Source organism: Streptomyces sp. NPDC039736, assembly GCF_055596485.1.
Window position 1 is genome coordinate 414,320 of sequence record NZ_JBVIUQ010000005.1, and the last position, 19,232, is coordinate 433,551.

A 19,232-nucleotide genomic window follows, 5' to 3' on the forward strand; every position below is an offset into this window, starting at 1 on the left:
GGGCGTCAGATCGGGCGCGTTGGGCACCGTGAAGTGACTGCAAACGAATGAGGGGCCCGCGCCCCGGAGTGGTTCCGGTGCGCGGGCCCCTCGTGCGAGGCGCCTGGTGGCGAGTGCTACTGGGTGCGGTTCTCACCGCGGTAGAACTCGAAGACCCAGCCGAACAGGCCGACCATGATCAGCGGCAGCGAGAAGAACAGCAGCCACCAGCCGATCGCGATGGCGAGGAAGGCGAAACCGCCGCCGATCGCCAGCGAGAGCGGCTGCCAGCTGTGCGGGGCGAAGAAGCCCAGCTCGCCGGCCTCGTCCGCGACGTCGGCCTGCTTGTTGTCCTGGGCCATGGCGTCGACCCGCTTGGCCGTGAAGGCCAGGTAGAAGCCGATCATGAGGCTCAGGCCGAAGGCCAGGACGAGCGCCGTGGTGCCCGCGGGCTCCTTGGACCACACGCCGTACACGACGGCCATGATCCCGACGAACACGCTCAGCCAGATGAAGAGCCAGCCTTGAATCTTCACTTGCCGGACTCCTTCGAGCTGAGAGCGAGCGGCTCGATGCCGTTGTCCCGGTGGTTCTCCAGCTGGTCGATCGCGGAGATCTCCGGGTGGTGCAGGTCGAAGGCCGGGGATTCGGACCGGATGCGCGGCAGCGTGAGGAAGTTGTGCCGCGGCGGCGGGCAGGACGTCGCCCATTCGAGCGAACGGCCGTAGCCCCAGGGGTCGTCGACCTCGATCTTCTTGCCGTACTTCGCGGTCTTCCACACGTTGTAGAAGAACGGCAGCATCGACAGGCCCAGCAGGAAGGAGCTGATGGTGGAGATCGTGTTCAGCGCGGTGAAGCCGTCGGCCGCCAGGTAGTCCGCGTAACGACGCGGCATGCCCTCGGCGCCCAGCCAGTGCTGCACCAGGAACGTGCCGTGGAAGCCCACGAACAGCGTCCAGAAGGTGATCTTGCCGAGCCGCTCGTCCAGCATCTTGCCGGTGAACTTCGGCCACCAGAAGTGGAAGCCGGAGAACATCGCGAAGACCACGGTGCCGAAGATGACGTAGTGGAAGTGCGCGACGACGAAGTACGAGTCGGAGACGTGGAAGTCCATCGGGGGCGAGGCCAGGATGACGCCGGTCAGACCACCGAAGGTGAAGGTGATCAGGAAGCCGACGGCCCAGAGCATCGGGGTCTCGAAGGACAGTGAGCCCTTCCACATCGTGCCGATCCAGTTGAAGAACTTCACACCGGTCGGCACCGCGATGAGGAACGTCATGAACGAGAAGAACGGCAACAGCACGCCGCCCGTCACGTACATGTGGTGGGCCCAGACGGTCACCGAGAGGCCGGCGATCGCGATGGTCGCGGCGATCAGACCGATGTAGCCGAACATCGGCTTGCGGCTGAAGACCGGAATGACCTCGGAGATGATGCCGAAGAACGGCAGGGCGATGATGTACACCTCTGGGTGTCCGAAGAACCAGAAGAGGTGTTGCCACAGAATCGCGCCGCCGTTGGCGGCGTCGAAGATGTGGGCGCCGAACTTGCGGTCCGCCTCCAGGGCGAACAGCGCGGCCGCCAGCACCGGGAAGGCGAGCAGGACCAGCACACCGGTCAGCAGCACGTTCCAGGTGAAGATCGGCATCCGGAACATCGTCATGCCGGGCGCGCGCATGCAGATGATCGTGGTGATGAAGTTGACCGAGCCGAGGATCGTGCCGAAGCCGGAGAAGGCCAGACCCATGATCCACATGTCGGCGCCGACGCCCGGCGAGCGGACCGCGTCCGACAGCGGGGAGTAGGCGAACCAGCCGAAGTCGGCGGCGCCCTGCGGGGTGAGGAAGCCGGCCACCGCGATGATCGAGCCGAAGAGGTACAGCCAGTACGCGAACATGTTCAGCCGCGGGAACGCCACGTCGGGCGCGCCGATCTGCAGCGGCATGATCCAGTTCGCGAATCCGGCGAACAGCGGCGTCGCGAACATCAGCAGCATGATCGTGCCGTGCATCGTGAACGCCTGGTTGAACTGCTCGTTCGACATGAGCTGCGTGCCGGGACGAGCGAGTTCGGCGCGCATGAAGAGCGCCATGACGCCGCCGATGATGAAGAACACGAACGACGTGATGAGGTACATCGAGCCGATCGTCTTGTGGTCAGTGGTGGTGAGCCACTTGATCACGATGTTGCCCGGCTCCTTGCGCCGCACCGGCAGCTCGTTCTCGTACGAGTCGACTGCTGCCGCGGCACCCTTGGGTTCGTTGAGGATGCTCACAGTTTGTTCGTCTCCGCATTCCGGGCCGGGTCGGTCTGGGCGATGCCGGACGGGATGTATCCGGTCTGCCCCTTCTTCGCCAGGTCCTTGAGGTGCTGCCGGTACTCCTCCGGGGAGACGACCTTGACGTTGAAGAGCATCCGGGAGTGGTCCACGCCGCAGAGCTCGGCGCACTTGCCCATGAAGATGCCCTCCTTGTTGGGGGTCACCTCGAAGGCGTTGGTGTGGCCCGGGATGACGTCCTGCTTCATCAGGAACGGCACCACCCAGAAGGAGTGGATGACGTCACGGGACGTCAGCACGAACCGGACCCGCTCGCCCTTGGGCAGCACCAGGGTCGGGCCCGGGTTGCCGTTCTCGGGGTTCCGGGTGCCCGGGATGCCGTAGTCGTAGACGCCCTCGGCGCCGTCCGGGAACTGCTTGGAGTAGCGGTCCGGGATGGCGTTCAGTTCCTTGGGAACGCCGGTCTTCAGCTTGGTCTTGGGGTCCGTCTGCGGACCCGTGGCGGTGTTGCCGTCCACGTCCTCGACGTAGTTGAAGCCCCAGCTCCACTGGTAGCCGACCACGTTGACCGTGTGCGTCGGCTTCTCGTCGAGATGCAGGAGCTTCGACTCGTCGCGGGCGGTGAAGTAGAACAGCACCGAGACGATGATGATGGGTGCGACCGTGTACAGCGCCTCGATGGGCAGGTTGTACCGGGTCTGCGGAGGTACCTCGACCTTGGTGCGGCTGCGCCGGTGGAAGATGACGCTCCACAGGATCAGGCCCCACACCAGCACGCCCGTGACGAGCGCAGCCGCCCACGAGCCCTGCCAGAGGGAGAGGATTCGCGGCGCCTCTTCCGTTACCGGGGTGGGCATCCCCAGTCGGGGGAAGTCCTCCCATGTGTACGAGCAACCAGAGGCGGTCGCCAGGACCACGCCCGCGGTCAGCACCTGGAGCAGCTTCCGCCGCATCGGGCGCCGCGACGAGCGGTCGGAGCCGTTGGGACTCACGTAGCGCCTTCCCGAGAGTCTCGCCCGCGCGTGTAGTGGCTGCGGCCGTCTGTCTAGGTCGGTCGCCGGCCCTGACGCGGGCAGGGGTTTGGATGTTTATGCGGACCAAACCCTACTGGACGCTATTTGGGGTCGCGCGGGGAGGGTGCCCAACGCGCCGCACCGCGCCCCGAAGGGATGGCTCCGCCGTAGCTCCCGGGCGGAAGCACCGCCTCCGCCCGGGAACTGACGGACCCTTCCCCGACGGCGGTACGGGGCCGGGCGCACCCGGCGGCTAGCGTGGCCGCGTGCCCTACTTCGACGCCGCCTCCGCCGCCCCCCTGCACCCCGTCGCCCACCAGGCGCTGCTTGCCTCCCTGGACGAGGGGTGGGCCGATCCGGCCCGGCTGTACCGGGAGGGACGGCGGGCGAGGCTGCTGCTGGACGCCGCCCGGGAGGCCGCGGCGGAGGCCGTGGGCTGCCGCGCGGACGAGCTGGTTTTCACCCCTTCGGGAACGCACGCGGTGCACACCGCGATTGCCGGAGTGCTCGCCGCGCGTCGGCGTGTCGGCCGCCGTCTGGTCCGCTCCGCGGTCGAGCACTCCTCCGTGCTCCATTCGGCCGACGCCCATGTGGCGGGCGGCGGGTCGGCGCAGGAGGTGCCGGTGTCGTCGTACGGGGCCGTGGACGTGGCTGATTTCGTACGGGCGGTGGAGACGGAGGGGACCGCCCTGGCCTGCCTGCAGTCCGCCAACCACGAGGTCGGCACCCTCCAGCCGGTCGAGGAGGTCGCACACGCGTGCCGGGAGGCAGGTGTGCCGCTGCTGGTGGACGCGGCGCAGTCGCTGGGGTGGGGGGAGGTGCGCGGGCCGTGGTCGGTGCTGACCGCGAGCGCGCACAAGTGGGGCGGCCCGGCGGGGGTGGGGCTGCTGGCGGTCCGCAAGGGCGTGCGGTTCGCGGCGCCGGGGGCGGCGGACGAGCGGGAGGCGGGGCGCTCCCCCGGGTTCGTGAATCTGCCCGCCGTCGTGGCGGCGGCCGCGTCGCTGCGGGCGGTGCGGGCGGAGGCCGACGCGGAGGCGGCGCGGCTGCGGGCCCTGGTGGAGCGGATCCGGACGGGGGTGCGGGAGGGCGTGCCGGACGTGGAGGTGGTCGGCGACCCGGTGCGCCGGCTGCCGCACGTGGTGACGTTCTCGTGCCTGTACGTCGACGGGGAGAGCCTGTTGCATGCGCTGGACGCGGAGGGCTTCTCGGTGTCGTCGGGGTCGTCGTGCACCAGCAGCACGCTCACGCCCAGTCACGTGCTGCGGGCGATGGGGGTGCTGTCGGAGGGGAACGTACGGGTCTCGCTGCCGAGGGGGGCGGCGGCGGAGGACGTGGAGCGGTTCCTGCGGGTGCTGCCCGAGGCGGTGGCGGGGGTGCGGGGGGCGCTCGGCGCGCCCGGCGAGGCGTCCGGCGGCGCCGCGGCGGGCCCCGGGTCCCTCGTCGTGGACGCGCTGGGCAGGCGCTGCCCGATTCCGGTGATCGAGCTGGCGAAGGTCATCGGCGACGTGCCGGTCGGGGGCACGGTGACCGTGCTCGCCGACGACGCGGCGGCCCGGCTGGACATCCCGGCGTGGTGCGGGATGCGGGGGCAGGAGTACGTCGGGGAGACGGCGCGGGGGCGCTACGTGGTCCGGCGGACCCAGTAGCGCCGGGCCCCGGCCCCGCCGTACCGGGAGGAGCGCCGGCCCCGGGCCCCGGACGGGGCGCGGGACCGGCGCGGGCCGTCAGGCCAGGTGCTTCTGGACGTCGGCGGCGGCCTCTTCGCCGTACGCCTTGGTGAAGCGCTCCAGGAAGCGGGCCCGGCTCAGGGTGTACTCCTGGGTGCCCAGGGTCTCGATGACCAGGGTGGCGAGCATGCAGCCGACCTGCGCCGCGCGCTCGTGGCTCACGCCCCAGGACAGGCCCGAGAGGAAGCCCGCGCGGAGGGCGTCGCCCACGCCGGTCGGGTCGACCTTCGCGTCCTCCTCCGGGCAGCCCACCTCGATGGGCTCCAGGCCGAGCTTCTCGATGCGCACGCCGCGCGAGCCCAGCGTGGTGACGCGGTGGCCGACCTTGGCGAGGATCTCGGCGTCCGTCCAGCCGGTCTTCGACTCGATCAGGCCCTTCTCGTACTCGTTGGAGAAGAGGTACGTCGCGCCTTCGAGCAGGGTGCGGATGTCGTCGCCCGACATGCGCGCGATCTGCTGCGAGAAGTCCGCGGCGAAGGGGATGGTGCGCGAGCGGCACTCCTCGGTGTGCCGGAGCATCGCCTCGGGGTCGTCGGCGCCGATCAGGACCAGGTCCAGGCCGCCCACGCGGTCGGCGACGGACTTCAGTTCGATCTGGCGGGCCTCGCTCATCGCGCCCGTGTAGAAGGAGCCGATCTGGTTGTGGTCGGCGTCCGTGGTGCACACGAAGCGCGCCGTGTGCAGCACCTCGGAGATGCGGACGGAGGCGGTGTCCACGCCGTGCCGGTCCAGCCAGGCGCGGTACTCGTCGAAGTCGGCGCCGGCCGCGCCGACCAGGATCGGCCGGGCGCCGAGCTGGCCCATGCCGAAGCAGATGTTGGCGCCGACACCGCCGCGCCGTACGTCGAGGGTGTCGACGAGGAAGGAGAGGGAGACCGTGTGCAGCTGGTCCGCGACCAATTGGTCGGCGAAACGGCCGGGGAAGGTCATGAGGTGGTCGGTGGCGATGGAGCCGGTGACTGCGATACGCACGGCGGGGGTGCTCCCTGGGGGGACGACGGGACGGAAGAGAACGACGCTTCACGCTACCGGTTGGGACCCGTTCGGCCGACGAGGCAAAACTACCCGATAGTAGGGCTTTTTCGTCGCGACGGCAGGTGCGTACGGTGCGAGGAGACCGGGGTTCCGCGTCAAGGCGGCCCCTTGAGCACGGGAGCCCTTCGCATGCACGAGCACAGCGTCACCGCCCCTTCCGGCCGGCCCCTCCGTGCCGACGCCGACGGGGGCTGGGCACAACTGCACGGGGACTGCGCGCGCATGGTGCCGCACTGGGCGGTCCCGGCCGCGGACGTCGTGCACGTCCCCGCGTCGCTGATCCACGGCGTCGTGGTGCCCTCCGCCTCGGCGCGGCTGGTGGGCGCGATGCCCGAGTACGGGGCCTGACCCGCGCCCACGGGGAACCGCGCGCGGGCGCGCTCCGTCACACCGGTGTCTCCTGTACGGGAGGCATCCGGCGGTGGTGCGGGCGAGGGAGCGATCCGGTGAGCAGCGAGCAGCAGGCGCAAGAAGGCCCCCGGCGACGGATTCCGCTGGTCGCGGCCTCGGTGGCGGCCGCCGTGCTGCTGGTGGGCGGCGGCGGCGCGTACTGGGCGTCCACCGCGGGCGGCGGCGGCGCGCCGAGCAGCCCGCGCGCCCCCGGCGGCGCCCCTCCCCCGCTCTCCCTCGGCAGCGGCACGGACGCCACCTCCGGCGGTACGGGCACGGGCCCGGCCGGCATCGCGCCGGGCGAGCCGGACCCGTACGGGCACGGCCCGGTGGTCTACCGGGCCGACGGCGCGCTGCCGAAGGCGCCCGCGACGGCCCCGGTGCACCGGGCGCAGGGCACGGTCGGCGCGGCCGAGGTGGCCCGGCTCGCGAAGGCGCTGGGCGTCGAGGGCGCCCCGAGGCTCAGCGGCGACTCCTGGCAGGTCGGAGCCGGGCCGGACGGCACGGGGGCGCGGCTGCGGGTGACGCAGCGGGCTCCCGGCACGTGGACCTTCACCCGGTACTCCCGGGCGGACGGCGGCGGCAGCGTCGACTGTGTGCGGGGCAAGCAGTGCGCCTCGGGGACGCCGGTGGACGAGGAGACCGCGAAGAGGGCCGCCGCCCCGGTGCTCAGGGCCCTGGGGCTCGCGGGCGCGAAGCTGGACGCGTCGCAGGTGCTGGGCGGGTCGCGGGTGGTGAACGCGGACCCGGTGGTCGGCGGGCTGCCCACGTACGGCTGGACGACCGGCCTGCCGGTCGGGCCGGGGGGCGACGTGGTGGGCGGCAGCGGGCAGTTGACGCCGCTGACCCGGGGCGCCGCGTACCCGACGATCGGGGCGCAGAAGGCGATCGAGCTGCTGAACCGGGCGGCGCGCGGGGTGCGGCCCGACATCGCGGGCTGCGCCGACCCGGTGCCCGTGCGGGAGAAGGAGACGCCGCGGGAGACGGTGGAGGTGGGGCCTCCGGTGGGCGGGCTCCCGCCGTGCGCGCCGCGCACGACCGCGCCGCGCACCGTGGACATCGCGTCCGCGGCCTTCGGTCTCGCGGTCCAGTACGCGGACGGGCAGCAGATGCTCGTGCCGTCCTGGCTGCTGCGGGTGGCGCCGGGGGGCGGCGCGGCGCGGGAGACGGTGACCTACCCGGCGGTGGACCCGGCGTTCCTGAAGGCGCCCGCGCCCCCGGCGGAGGACCCGGCGACGCCCACGCCGGGGACGGTTCCGGACCGGAAGGCCGAGTCGTACGCGACGGACGGCAGGAGGCTCACGCTCGGCTTCTGGGGCGGGGCGTGCAGCACGTACGCCGCGAAGGCGGTCGAGGACGGCGGCGTGGTGCGGGTGCGGGTCGTGGAGACGGACCCCGATCCCGAGCGGATGTGCGTCGCGATCGCGAAGAAGCTGACGGCTTCGGTGGAGCTGAGCGGGCCGCTCGACGGGCGGCGGGTGGTCGGCGAGGACGGGAAGCCCGTCCCCCGGGGGTGAGGCGGGCCGGGGGCGGAGAACGCGGAGAACGACGAAGGCGGTGGGCACGGACCCTCGGGTCCGTGCCCACCGCCTTCGCTCGCGCCGAGGTCCCGTTCGTCAGTTGAACGAGTCGCCGCAGGCGCAGGAGCCCGTGGCGTTGGGGTTGTCGATCGTGAAGCCCTGCTTCTCGATGGTGTCGACGAAGTCGATGGAGGCGCCGCCCAGGTAGGGGGCGCTCATCCGGTCGGTGACGACCTTCACACCGTCGAAGTCCTTGACGACGTCGCCGTCGAGCGAGCGCTCGTCGAAGAAGAGCTGGTACCGCAGACCCGAGCAGCCGCCGGGCTGCACGGCGACGCGGAGCGCCAGGTCGTCGCGGCCCTCCTGGTCGAGCAGGGCCTTCACCTTGGCCGCGGCGGCGTCGGACAGGAGAATGCCGTCGCTCACGGTGGTCTTGTCGTCCTGAACGGACATCTACATCTCTCCCGGGTTGTACGGACTGCTTGCCGACGGTTGCAACCGACGGGGCCGCGGATTCATTCCGGGCCTGAGCGTGGATGGTGCTCCTTTCATGCTCGCACACCCGCATCCGTCCGGAACGGGGGCAGTGGGGCGGAAACCCGCCCCGGGAGGGCCCCTTGCCGCCCGCCGGGAATTCGTCACATCGACGAGAGCGGCATCGTCAAACTGACGTGAAGCGTTTATCATAGATAACGTCGTTTTGACGAAAAGGCCCTTCGTTCCATCCTCCGGGGCCGCTCTCGCATCTCGCAGAACAGAAAGGGTGCGTGTCGTGACCACCGCCCAGCCCCGCCAGGCCGTCGAGCTCGACGTCCAGCCCTCCCCCCTCGCCCTGCTGCTGCTCGGCCGCGAGGCCGACCCGCGCAGCGAGCGCGGCGTCGAGTGCCCCGGCGACCTGCCGTCCCCGTCCGACCCGGACCTGGTGGAGCGCGCCCGCGCGGCCAAGGAGAAGCTCGGGGACAAGGTCTTCGTGCTCGGCCACCACTACCAGCGCGACGAGGTCATCCAGTTCGCCGACGTGACCGGCGACTCCTTCAAGCTGGCCAGGGACGCGGCCGCCAGGCCGGAGGCCGAGTACATCGTCTTCTGCGGCGTGCACTTCATGGCCGAGTCCGCGGACATCCTCACCTCCGACGACCAGAAGGTCGTGCTGCCGGACCTGGCGGCGGGCTGCTCGATGGCCGACATGGCCACCGCCGAGCAGGTCGCGGAGTGCTGGGACGTGCTCACGGACGCCGGCGTCGCCGATGCCGTGGTGCCCGTGTCGTACATGAACTCCTCCGCCGACATCAAGGCCTTCACCGGCAAGCACGGCGGCACCATCTGCACCTCCTCCAACGCGAAGCGGGCCCTGGACTGGGCCTTCGAGCAGGGCGAGAAGGTGCTCTTCCTGCCGGACCAGCACCTGGGGCGCAACACCGCCGTGCGGGACATGGGGATGTTGCTGGACGACTGCGTCCTGTACAACCCGCACAAGCCCAACGGCGGGCTGACCGCCGAGCAGCTCCGCGACGCGAAGATGATCCTGTGGCGCGGGCACTGCTCGGTGCACGGGCGCTTCTCGCTGGAGTCCGTGGAGGACGTACGGGCCCGGATTCCGGGGGTACGGGTCATGGTGCACCCCGAGTGCAGGCACGAGGTCGTCGCGGCGGCGGACGAGGTCGGCTCGACGGAGTACATCATCAAGGCCCTGGAGGCGGCCGAGGCCGGTTCGAAGTGGGCGATCGGCACCGAGCTGAACCTGGTGCGCCGGCTGGCCAACGCGCACCCGGACAAGGAGGTCGTCTTCCTCGACAAGACGGTCTGCTTCTGCTCGACCATGAACCGCATCGACCTGCCGCACCTGGTGTGGACGCTGGAGTCGCTGGCGGAGGGCACGCTGGTCAACCGGATCGAGGTGGACCGGGAGACGGAGAGCTTCGCCAAGCTGGCGCTGGAGCGGATGCTGGCGCTGCCGTAGCCGGCCGCGGCGCTCCCGCAACGGGTCCCGCCGCTGTGATGGCGGCCCGGGGACCGATGAGTTTCGCTGGAAGGAGCGGTCAACCCTCCAGAACGGCAGCACGCCGGAAGAAACACATCGGTCCGAGGAGCGCACGCCATGCTGTACATGATCCAGATGAACGTCGACGCCGCCGAGTGGGACAGCGTCATGTCGAGCTACTCGCAGGACGACATGCAGGCGATGTTCGCCCACATGGAAGACCTGAACAACGAGCTGACCTCGGCGGGCGAGATGGTCGAGGCGCGGGGGCTCGGCGGGCCCTCGCTGGCGAAGACCGTACGGGCGGACTCCGACGGAAAGCCCCGCGTCACCGACGGCCAGGCGGTCAAGGGCCCGATCCTGGCCGGGTACTGGGTGGTGGACGTGAAGAGCGAGGAGCGTGCGTACGAGATCGCGGCGCGCGCCTCCGCCTGTCCCGGCCCCGGCGGCGCGCCGGGCAACGACCCGGTCGAGGTGCACCCGCTTCCGGAGTACGAGCCCACGACGGCCTGAGGCCACGGCATGAGCACATGAGTAAGGGGCGCCCTCCAGGGAGGGCGCCCCTTACTCATGCCGTGCCGGCGGGGGTCAGACGGTCACCGGCTCCCGGTCGCCGTCCTTCGCCCCGGCGGCCGCGTCGGGACCGTCCGGTCCGCCCTTCCTGGCCGCCTTCTTCGCCGCCCGGCGCTCCTTGCGGAGCTCCACCACGGCGTACAGCGTCGGCACCAGGAGGAGGGTGAGCAGCGTCGAGGTGATCAGACCGCCGATCACCACGATGGCCAGCGGCTTGGAGATGAAGCCGCCCTCACCGGTGATGCCCAGCGCCATCGGCAGCAGCGCGAAGATGGTCGCGAGGGCCGTCATGAGGATCGGGCGCAGTCGGTGCCGGCCGCCCTCGACGACCGCTTCGACGACGCCCAGGCCCTCGGCCCGGTACTGGTTGATCAGGTCGATCAGCACGATCGCGTTGGTGACCACGATGCCGATGAGCATCAGCATGCCGATCATCGCCGGGACGCCCATCGGGGTGCCGGTGGCGAGCAGCAGGCCGATCGCGCCGGTGGCGGCGAACGGGATGGACACCAGCAGGATCAGCGGCTGGATCAGCGACTTGAAGGTCGCCACCAGCAGCATGAAGACGATCGCGACGGCCGCCAGCATGGCCAGGAAGAGCTTGCCGAAGGTGTCGTCCATGTCGGAGGAGACACCGCCGACGGAGACGGAAGCGCCCTGCGGCAGTTCCTTCTCCACCTCGTCGATCTTCTTGGTGAGGGCGGCGGAGACGGCGCCCGTGTTGTCGCCGACCGGCTTGGCGGTGACGGTCGCCGAGCGGGCGCCGTCGATGCGGGTCATGGAGACCGGGCCGTCGACCAGCTTGACGTCGGCGAGCCGGCCGAGGGTCGCGCCCGGGCCGAGCGGCAGGTTCTTCAGCTCGTCCAGCGTCGTCGCGGGCTTCGCCGAGGTGACGACGATGTCGCGCTCGGTGCTGTCCAGCACGGCCTTGCCCGCCGGGGTGCCCCGGACGGCCTGGGCGACGACCGCGCCGAGCGCCGCGTCGCTGAGGCCCGCCCGGGCGGACCTCTCGGTGCCCTTGACCGAGATGCGCGGCACCGACTGGGCCAGGTCGCTCTGCACGTCGGTGACGTCATCCAGCCCGGCCACGGCCTTGCGGACCTGCTCGGAGGCCCTGGCCAGGGTGTCGGCGTCGGACGCCTTGACGACGACGCTCAGGTCCTGGCCGCCGAAGCCGCCGCCCCCGCCGACCTTGGTCTGCCCGGCGCCCTTGAGGCCGGCCAGCTTGTCCTCCAGCTCCTCGGTGACCGCCTCGGTGTCCTCGGCGCTCTTCAGGGTCAGCTGGTACGAGGCCTGGTTGGCGCCTGAGCCGCCGCCGAAGGCCGCCATCATGCCGGACGAGCCCACGGTGACCTGGTAGTCCTTCACCCGGTCGACGGACTCGATGACCTTCTCGACCTTGCGCGCGGCCTCGTCGGAGGCCTCCAGGCCGGTGCCGGGCGCCAGCTTCTGGGTGAGCGAGAGGGTGTCCTGCTCGCCCTCGTCGAAGAAGTTGGTCTTGAGCATCCCGGCCATCGGCACGGTGACCGCGAGCACGACGACCGCGATTCCCACGCTGACCAGGCGGCGCTTGGTGGCGAAGCGCAGCACGGGGACGTACATCCGCTGGAGGCGGCTCTTGTTCTCCTTCTCCTCGGCGGCCCGGCGCAGTTCGGCTGCCGTCGCCGGGGCGGCGTCGCCTCCGGAGCCCTCGGGGGCGCGCAGGAACCAGTACGAGAAGACCGGTACGACGGTGAGGGAGACCAGCAGCGAGGCCAGCAGGGCGGCGGTGACGGTGATCGAGAACGAGCCGAAGAGCTGGCCGACCATGCCGCCGACCAGGCCGATGGGCAGGAAGACGGCGACCGTGGTGAGGGTGGAGGCGGTGACCGCGCCCGCGACCTCCTTCACGGCGGTGGTGATGGCCTGGTGGCGCTCCTCGCCGTAGGAGAGGTGGCGCTTGATGTTCTCCAGGACGACGATCGAGTCGTCGACGACGCGGCCGATGGCGATGGTCAGCGCGCCGAGGGTCAGGACGTTGAGGGACAGGTCCCGCGTCCACAGCACGATCAGCGCGAGGACGACCGACAGCGGGATCGAGATCGCGGTGACCAGCGTCGAACGGATCGACGCCAGGAAGACCAGGATGACGACGACCGCGAAGGCGAGACCGAGCGCGCCCTCGGTGGTCAGGCCGGAGATCGACTTGGAGACGGAGGGGCCCTGGTCGAAGACGGTGGTCAGGGTGGCGCCGGAGCCGAGGCCGTCGCGCAGCTCGGGCAGCTTGTCCTTGACGGCCTTCGAGATGGCGACGGCGCTGCCGTCCTGGTCCATGGTGATCGAGACGGACAGGCTGGGCCTGCCGTTGGTGCGGGTCAGGGAGGTGGCCGGGGCGGGCTTCTCCTGGACCGCGGCCACGTCGCCGAGGCGCACGGGAGCGGGGGGCGTGGTGTCACCGGGCTTGGCCTGACCGCTGATCCGCAGGTCCTGGATCTGCCGGAGCGAGGTGAGGGCGCCGCCGACCTGGACGGTGCGGCTCCTGCCGTCCTCGGTGAACGCGCCGGCCGGGACGGCGGCCCCCGCCTGCTGGAGCGCCTGGCCGAGCGTCATCGCGTTGAGTCCGGCGGCGGCCAGCTTCGCGTCGTCGGGGGTGACGGTGACCCGGAGCTCCTGGACGCCGGCGACGGTGACCTGGCTGACGCCCTCGATGTTCTTCAGCACCGGGACGACCGTGCGGTCCAGCCGGGCGGCGAGCGCCTGCTGGTCCAGGTCGGAGGTCACGGCCAGGGTGACGGTCGGCAGGTCGTCGGTGGAACCGGCCACGACCTGCGGGTCGACGTCCTTGGGGAGCAGCGCGCGGGAGCGGTTGACGGCCTGCTGGACGTCGGCGACGAGCTGCTTGGAGCCCTCGTCCCCGTAGTCGAACTGGGCCATGATCACGGCGGAGCCCTCGCTCGCCGTGGAGGTGATGGACTCGATGCCGTCGACGGCCTTGAGGGAGTTCTCGAGGGGCTCGACGACCTGCTTCTCGACCACGTCGGGGGCGGCGCCCTGGTAGGGGGCGACCACGGACACCATCGGGAGTTCGATGGTCGGCAGCAGTTGCTGCTTGAGCTGCGGAATCGCGATCGCACCGAACACGATCGCGACGATCGACATCAGCCCTATCAAGGCCCGTTGGGCGAGGCTGAACCTGGACAGCCAGGACATGGGTGGGGTCTCTCTTCCGTGGCGCTCGGCGGCGAGGATGCAGGCGGACGGGCCCCTCCGCGGGGTGCGGGGCGGGGGCACGGGTGGTCCGTTCCATACGATCCGGCATCGGCGGGCCGGTCCTTGTCGGCCCCAGGTGCCTTTCTGGGCGGGGGTGTACCGCAGGTGGAGTACGCGGGGGCGCGGTGGCGCTCCACCCTTGGGCGTACGGGGCGGGGCGGACCTCTTCGGGAGCCGTCCGGGGCGCCGGGCCGCGCGACGGCCGGGGCGCGTCCGCGCGGGACCGGGACCGCCGCCGGCCCGCACCGGACCCGGGCGGGCCCGGGAGGTCAGTCCGTGCGGGGGCGGACCAGGCCGGACTCGTAGGCGAAGACGACGAGTTGCGCGCGGTCGCGGGCGCCGAGCTTGGCCATGGCCCGGTTGACGTGGGTCTTCACGGTGAGGGGGCTGACGGCGAGGAGTTCGGCGATCTCGTCGTTGGAGTTGCCGCCGCCGACGTGGACGAGGACCTCGCGCTCCCGGACGGTGAGGGCGGCCAGGCGGGCGGCGTGCATGCCGTCGGGGGCGGGCCGCGGGGCGTGTCCCTCGCCCTGGGCGAGGAAGGTGGCGATCAGCCCCTTGGTGGCCGCCGGCGACAGGAGGGCCTCCCCGCCGGCGGCGATCCGGATGGCGTTGAGGAGTTCGTCGGGCTCGGCGCCCTTGCCGAGGAAGCCGGAGGCTCCCGCGCGGATCGACTCGACGACGTACTCGTCGACCTCGAAGGTCGTGAGCATCACGACGTGCACGGCCGCCAGCCCGGGGTCCGCGCCGATCTCGCGGGTGGCGGCGAGGCCGTCGGTGCCGGGCATCCGGATGTCCATCAGGACGACGTCGGGCCGGTGGCGGCGGGTCAGCTCCAGGGCCTGCGCGCCGTCGGCGGCCTCCGCCACGACCTCCATGTCGGGCTCGGAGTCGACGAGTACCCGGAAGGCGCTGCGCAGGAGGGCCTGGTCGTCGGCGAGGAGCACCTTGATGGGCGGCAGGGCTGCCTCGGGCGTCGTACTCATGCGTGCTTCTCCCCCGGGCCGGGCTGCTGTGGGCGGGGCGCGGCTGCGGTGTCCCCGGCGCCGGCGGGCCGGGCGGCGGACGCCCGGGTACCGGCTGTGACGGGCAGGATCGCATGCACGCGGAAGCCGCCGCCGGAGCGGGGTCCCGCGGTGAGGGCGCCGCCGAGGGCGCTGACGCGTTCGCGCATGCCGAGGAGACCGTGGCCGCCCTCGGTGGCCGGGGGCGGGGTCTCGGTGCCGTCGTCGAGGACGGTCACCTCCAGCACGTCCCCGCCGCGCACGACGCCGACCTCGGCCTCGGCGCCGGGTCCCGCGTGCTTGCGGACGTTGGTGAGGGCTTCCTGGACGATCCGGTACGCGGTCAGGTCGACGGAGGCGGGGAGGGCCCGGTCGTCGTCGGTACGGGTGAGGGCGACGGGCAGCCCGGCGTTGCGGAAGGTGTCCAGGAGGGCGTCCAGGACGGCGAGGCCGGGGGCGGGTTCGGTGGGGGCGGAGGGGTCGCCGGACTGGCGGAGCAGGCCGACGGTGGCGCGGAGTTCGCCCAGTGCGGAGCGGCTGGCCGCACGGACGTGGGCGAGGGCCTCCTTGGCCTGGTCGGGCCGCCTGTCCATGACGTGGGCCGCCACCCCCGCCTGCACGTTGACGAGCGCGATGTGGTGGGCGACGACGTCGTGCAGCTCGCGGGCGATGCGCAGCCGCTCCTCGGCGACGCGCCGGCGGGCCTCCTCCTCGCGGGTGCGCTCGGCGCGTTCGGCGCGCTCGCGCATGGCGTCGACGAAGGCGCGGCGGGAACGGACCGCGTCCCCGGCGCTCGCCCCGATCCCGGTCCAGGCGAACAGCCCCACGTTGTCCTGGGCGTACCAGGGGCCCTCGCTGAAGAGCATGGCCGCGCCGGTCAGGACGACCATCGTGAGCAGCCCGATGCGCCAGGTGGTGGGGCGGTCGGTGCGGGCCGCGACGGTGTACAGGGCGACGACCGCACTCATGGCGACGGGGGCGGGCGGGTCGCTGGACGTGAAGGCGAGCGCGGCGACGGCGAGGGAGCCGGTGACGGCCAGGACGGGCAGGGGGCTGCGGCGGCGGTACACGAGGGCGACGGCCGCGCACACCATGAGGACGACGCCGCGGGGGTCGGGGGTGCGGGCGCCGAAGGAGGGGCCGTGCACGCCGTCGTGCGGGTCGGCGAACGAGGCGCCGATCATGCAGACGAGGACGAGGGCGGCGAGACCGGCGTCGAAGGCGAGGGGGTGGCTGCGCAGCCAGCCGCGGGGGCGGGCGAGACCGCTCTCGGGGCGGCGACTGCGGCTCATGCCTTCACGGTACGGGCCCGGAGCACGCCTCCGCGCCGACCCCCGGCTCCCCCGCACGGCCGGGCCCCTTCAAGGGCACGGGGAACCGCCCGAGCAACCATGACGCACCCGCACACTCCCCACCCGGGGCGACGCCCCTTCAGGGGCGCGAGGAACCGCGCGAGCAACCATGACGCACCCGCACGACTCCGACCCGGGATGCGCCCCGACAGGGGCGCGGGGAACTGCGCGACCAGCCACGGCGCGCCCGCACGGGAACCGTTCTCGGTGAGAAGGGCTGAGCCCCGGGGCCGGGGGGGCGCCGGGGCTCAGTGAGGAGTGGGAGGGAGGGGCGGGGTCAGCCCGGGATGAGGCCGTCGTCGGAGAGGAGGGAGCGGACTTCCTCCAGCGTCGAGTCCGGCGCCGGCAGGATCAGCTCCGAGGGCGCCAGCGAGTCGTCCGGCAGGGGCGTCCCCAGGGCCCGGACCGCGTCCAGGAGGGCGCCCAGCGTGCGCCGGAAGCCGGGACCGTCCCCGACCTCCATCTCCGCCAGCAGTTCGTCGTCGAGCGCGTTCAGCTCGGCGAAGTGGCTGTCGGCCAGGTCGAGCTGGCCCTCGCCCATGATCCGTACGATCACGGCGCTCCTCCTGTCGGGACTCGGGGACGGACTGCTACTGCTTGTCGAAGCGGGGGCGGGACTGGTCCTGGACCTGGTGGCCCTGCTGGCCGGTGCTCTGTCCCTGCCCGCCCTCGATCGCCTGCTGCGACGGCCCGCCGGCCAGCTCCTGCTTCATCCGCTGGAGCTCCAGCTCGACGTCCGTACCGCCGGAGAGGCGGTCCAGCTCGGCCTGGATGTCGTCCTTGGCGAGCCCGGAGGAGTCGTCCAGCGCGCCCGAGGCGAGCAGTTCGTCGATCGCGCCCGCCCGGGCCTGGAGCTGCGCGGTCTTGTCCTCGGCGCGCTGGATCGCGACGCCGACGTCGCTCATCTCCTCGGAGATGCCGGAGAAGGACTCCGCGATCCGGGTCTGCGCCTGGGCGGCGGTGTAGGTGGCCTTGATGGTCTCCTTCTTCGTGCGGAAGGCGTCCACCTTGGCCTGGAGGCGCTGGGCCGCCAGCGTCAGCTTCTCCTCCTCGCCCTGGAGGGTCTGGTGCTGCACCTCCAGGTCGGACACCTGCTGCTGCAGCGCGGCACGGCGGGACAGCGCCTCGCGGGCGAGGTCCTCCCGGCCGAGCGCGAGCGCCTTGCGCCCCTGGTCCTCCAGCTTGGAGGACTGGCTCTGCAACCCGTTGAGCTGCAGTTCGAGCCGCTTGCGCGACGTGGCTACGTCGGCGACCCCGCGTCGTACCTTCTGCAGCAGTTCGAGCTGCTTCTGGTACGAGTAGTCCAGCGTCTCCCGCGGGTCTTCGGCCCGGTCAAGGGCCTTGTTCGCCTTCGCGCGGAAGATCATCCCCATACGCTTCATGACACCGCTCATGGGCTTCGCGCGCCCCCTTCTGACGGACTCCGGCTCCTGGCCACTCCAACGGACCCAACACTACGGGCCCTGTCTCCATTACCGCACTGTTCCGGCGCCGATGCGCTCGTCCTTAGGGACGACTGTGGCCGGCCGGGCTCAGGCGTAGGGAGTAGAGGCGACCCTGGCAAGGCCGCCGTCGGGGCGGCGGGGAGGGCCGGATGGACGCAGGTGTTGCCGGATCGTTCCCCCTGACGCTGGGGTGCATGCGCCGCAACCCGTACCCTTGGGTTTTGTGTTCCGTAGCCGTGCCAACTCCAGCGCTGAGAAGACCGCCGTCACCGACAAGGTGACGGCCGACCTCTCCAAGCAGCCCCGTGACCCGCAGGCGCCCAAGGGGCGTCCCACCCCGAAGCGCGCCGTGGCGCAGTCGCAGCGGCGTACCGCTGCGACGCCCCCGGCGAACCGCAAGGAAGCGATGAAGCGCCAGCGGGAGGCCCGCCGCGCCGACCTCGCCAAGCAGCGCGAGGCCCTCGCCAGCGGTGACGAGCGGTACCTGCCCGTCCGTGACAAGGGCCCGGTGCGCAGGTTCACCCGCGACTTCGTCGACTCGCGCTTCTTCGTCGCGGAGTTCTTCCTGCCGATGGCGGTGATCATCCTGGTGCTGAGCATGATCCAGGTCGGCAACCTCCAAACGGTCTCGCTGCTGCTGTGGATGGTCGTCATCGTCCTCATCGTGATCGACTCGATCGGGCTGGCGATCCGGCTGAAGAAGCAGGTCAACGCCCGCTTCCCGGACGAGCCCAAGCCCGGCGTCATCGCGTACGGCCTGATGCGCTCGCTCCAGATGCGCCGGCTGCGCCTGCCGAAGCCGCAGGTCAAGCGCGGGGAACGGCCCTGAGCACGGACACCCCCCAGGTTTCGGGAGCCCCGTCGACCGCCGCTCCGGCGGATTTCGGCGGGGCTTCCTCCGCATCCGTCGCGGGGCCGGGGGGCCTGCGCACCACGGTGCGGCAGGAGCTGGTCGCCCGGCAGCTCGACGAGCAGATATCGGCGCGCTTCCCGGTCGGCCGGCGGCTGCGGGTGCTCGACGTCGGCACGGGCCCGGGCACCCAGGCCCTGCGCCTGGCCCGCGCGGGCCATCAGGTGACGGGCCTGGAGTCCGACGGCGACCTGCTGGCCGCGGCCCGCCGGGCGCTCGCCGACGAACCCGCCGGAATCCGCGAGCGCGTACGGCTGATGCACGGCGACGGCCGCGACACCGGAGTGCACTTCCTGCCCGGCAGCTTCGACGTCGTGCTCTGCCACGGGGTCCTGATGCACGTCGCCGAGCCGGACGCCTTCGTGGCGGGGCTGGCCCGGATGCTGGCCCCCGGCGGGCTGCTGTCCCTGCTCGTACGCAACGCGGACGCCCTCGCGATGCGCCCCGGGCTCGCCGGGGACTGGGCGGGGGCCCTCGGCGCGCTGGACACGCCGGCGTACACGAACCGGCTCGGGCTGCGCGTGCGGGCCGACCGGCTGGACGCGCTGACCGCGACGCTCGCCGGGATCGCGGCCCCGCTGCACGCCTGGTACGGGGTGCGGGTCTTCACCGACAACGAGCCGGACGGTGCTGGGCCGCTCGCGGCGGAGGAGCTGGCGCGGGTGCTGGAGCTGGAGGACCGGGCCGGGCGCACCGACCCGTACCGGCGGGTCGCGGCGCTGCTGCACCTGTGCGGCGTACGGGGCTGAGGCCGGGCGGCGGAAGAACCTCGCCGT

Annotated in this window: 17 protein-coding genes; 7 read left to right on the forward strand and 10 right to left on the reverse strand. The window is 71.9% G+C overall.

The window, feature by feature from the left end; all coding sequences use genetic code 11:
• Positions 1 to 116: 116 nt before the first annotated feature.
• The 3 genes from ACZ56L_RS18530 to ctaC are packed head-to-tail and all read right to left on the reverse strand — an operon-like array spanning position 117 to position 3,249.
• A complete protein-coding gene (locus ACZ56L_RS18530; protein WP_345223656.1) occupies positions 117 to 515 on the reverse strand; it encodes a cytochrome c oxidase subunit 4 in 399 nt (132 codons plus the stop codon).
• Complete coding sequence (gene ctaD, locus ACZ56L_RS18535) at positions 512 to 2,254, reverse strand: aa3-type cytochrome oxidase subunit I (protein ID WP_345223654.1); 1,743 nt, start codon at positions 2,252 to 2,254, stop codon at positions 512 to 514. The genes ACZ56L_RS18530 and ctaD overlap by 4 nt, the downstream gene beginning before the upstream one ends.
• Entirely contained in the window at positions 2,251 to 3,249 is a 999-nt protein-coding gene (gene ctaC / locus ACZ56L_RS18540; protein WP_345223651.1) for an aa3-type cytochrome oxidase subunit II, read from the reverse strand. The genes ctaD and ctaC overlap by 4 nt, the downstream gene beginning before the upstream one ends.
• A 287-nt stretch (positions 3,250 to 3,536) precedes the next feature.
• On the opposite strand from ctaC, the gene ACZ56L_RS18545 reads away from it, so the two are divergent.
• Positions 3,537 to 4,916: an aminotransferase class V-fold PLP-dependent enzyme gene (locus tag ACZ56L_RS18545; RefSeq protein WP_468683784.1), complete on the forward strand. Its 1,380-nt coding sequence runs from the start codon at positions 3,537 to 3,539 to the stop codon at positions 4,914 to 4,916.
• Between the two features lie 78 nt (positions 4,917 to 4,994).
• On the opposite strand, the gene ACZ56L_RS18550 is transcribed toward ACZ56L_RS18545, so the two are convergent.
• Positions 4,995 to 5,969 carry a carbohydrate kinase family protein gene (locus ACZ56L_RS18550; protein WP_345223650.1) on the reverse strand — a complete coding sequence of 325 codons (975 nt, stop codon included), beginning with the start codon at positions 5,967 to 5,969 and terminating at the stop codon, positions 4,995 to 4,997.
• A gap of 192 nt (positions 5,970 to 6,161) precedes the next feature.
• Here ACZ56L_RS18550 and ACZ56L_RS18555 point away from each other — a divergent pair, with 192 nt between their 5' ends.
• Both ACZ56L_RS18555 and ACZ56L_RS18560 read left to right on the forward strand, forming a co-directional pair.
• Complete coding sequence (locus ACZ56L_RS18555) at positions 6,162 to 6,380, forward strand: hypothetical protein (protein WP_345223648.1); 219 nt, start codon at positions 6,162 to 6,164, stop codon at positions 6,378 to 6,380.
• Positions 6,381 to 6,478: 98 nt separating this feature from the next.
• Positions 6,479 to 7,939 (forward strand): hypothetical protein, encoded by a 1,461-nt coding sequence (locus tag ACZ56L_RS18560; RefSeq protein WP_471065017.1) that lies wholly within the window; start codon positions 6,479 to 6,481, stop codon positions 7,937 to 7,939.
• A gap of 99 nt (positions 7,940 to 8,038) precedes the next feature.
• Here ACZ56L_RS18560 and ACZ56L_RS18565 read toward each other — a convergent pair whose 3' ends face one another.
• Positions 8,039 to 8,395: a HesB/IscA family protein gene (locus tag ACZ56L_RS18565; protein WP_345223644.1), complete on the reverse strand. Its 357-nt coding sequence runs from the start codon at positions 8,393 to 8,395 to the stop codon at positions 8,039 to 8,041.
• A gap of 310 nt (positions 8,396 to 8,705) precedes the next feature.
• Between ACZ56L_RS18565 and nadA the strand changes: the two genes are divergently transcribed.
• Together nadA and ACZ56L_RS18575 are read left to right on the forward strand one after the other, a co-directional pair.
• Positions 8,706 to 9,902: a quinolinate synthase NadA gene (nadA, locus tag ACZ56L_RS18570; RefSeq protein WP_471065019.1), complete on the forward strand. Its 1,197-nt coding sequence runs from the start codon at positions 8,706 to 8,708 to the stop codon at positions 9,900 to 9,902.
• 138 nt (positions 9,903 to 10,040) lie between these two features.
• The gene (locus ACZ56L_RS18575) at positions 10,041 to 10,436 is read left to right on the forward strand and encodes a YciI family protein (protein WP_345223641.1); all 396 of its coding nucleotides are present in this window, start codon (positions 10,041 to 10,043) and stop codon (positions 10,434 to 10,436) included.
• 75 nt (positions 10,437 to 10,511) lie between these two features.
• Here the strand turns inward: ACZ56L_RS18575 and ACZ56L_RS18580 are convergent, their stop codons facing one another.
• The 5 genes from ACZ56L_RS18580 to ACZ56L_RS18600 form a co-directional block, all read right to left on the reverse strand.
• Complete coding sequence (locus ACZ56L_RS18580) at positions 10,512 to 13,685, reverse strand: efflux RND transporter permease subunit (protein ID WP_471065022.1); 3,174 nt, start codon at positions 13,683 to 13,685, stop codon at positions 10,512 to 10,514.
• 329 nt (positions 13,686 to 14,014) lie between these two features.
• Positions 14,015 to 14,731 carry a response regulator transcription factor gene (locus tag ACZ56L_RS18585; protein ID WP_345223637.1) on the reverse strand — a complete coding sequence of 239 codons (717 nt, stop codon included), beginning with the start codon at positions 14,729 to 14,731 and terminating at the stop codon, positions 14,015 to 14,017.
• On the reverse strand, positions 14,728 to 16,041 hold the full coding sequence (locus ACZ56L_RS18590) for a sensor histidine kinase (RefSeq protein ID WP_471065024.1): 1,314 nt from the start codon (positions 16,039 to 16,041) through the stop codon (positions 14,728 to 14,730). The genes ACZ56L_RS18585 and ACZ56L_RS18590 overlap by 4 nt, the downstream gene beginning before the upstream one ends.
• A gap of 337 nt (positions 16,042 to 16,378) precedes the next feature.
• On the reverse strand, positions 16,379 to 16,657 hold the full coding sequence (gene pspAA, locus ACZ56L_RS18595; protein WP_345223631.1) for a PspA-associated protein PspAA: 279 nt from the start codon (positions 16,655 to 16,657) through the stop codon (positions 16,379 to 16,381).
• A gap of 34 nt (positions 16,658 to 16,691) precedes the next feature.
• Entirely contained in the window at positions 16,692 to 17,495 is an 804-nt protein-coding gene (locus ACZ56L_RS18600) for a PspA/IM30 family protein (RefSeq protein WP_345223629.1), read from the reverse strand.
• Between the two features lie 274 nt (positions 17,496 to 17,769).
• On the opposite strand from ACZ56L_RS18600, the gene ACZ56L_RS18605 reads away from it, so the two are divergent.
• Together ACZ56L_RS18605 and ACZ56L_RS18610 are read left to right on the forward strand one after the other, a co-directional pair.
• Positions 17,770 to 18,375, forward strand: coding sequence for a DUF3043 domain-containing protein (locus ACZ56L_RS18605; RefSeq protein WP_471065027.1), 606 nt, complete (start codon positions 17,770 to 17,772; stop codon positions 18,373 to 18,375).
• A gap of 107 nt (positions 18,376 to 18,482) precedes the next feature.
• Positions 18,483 to 19,205 (forward strand): class I SAM-dependent methyltransferase, encoded by a 723-nt coding sequence (locus ACZ56L_RS18610; protein ID WP_471065029.1) that lies wholly within the window; start codon positions 18,483 to 18,485, stop codon positions 19,203 to 19,205.
• Positions 19,206 to 19,232: the final 27 nt, after the last annotated feature.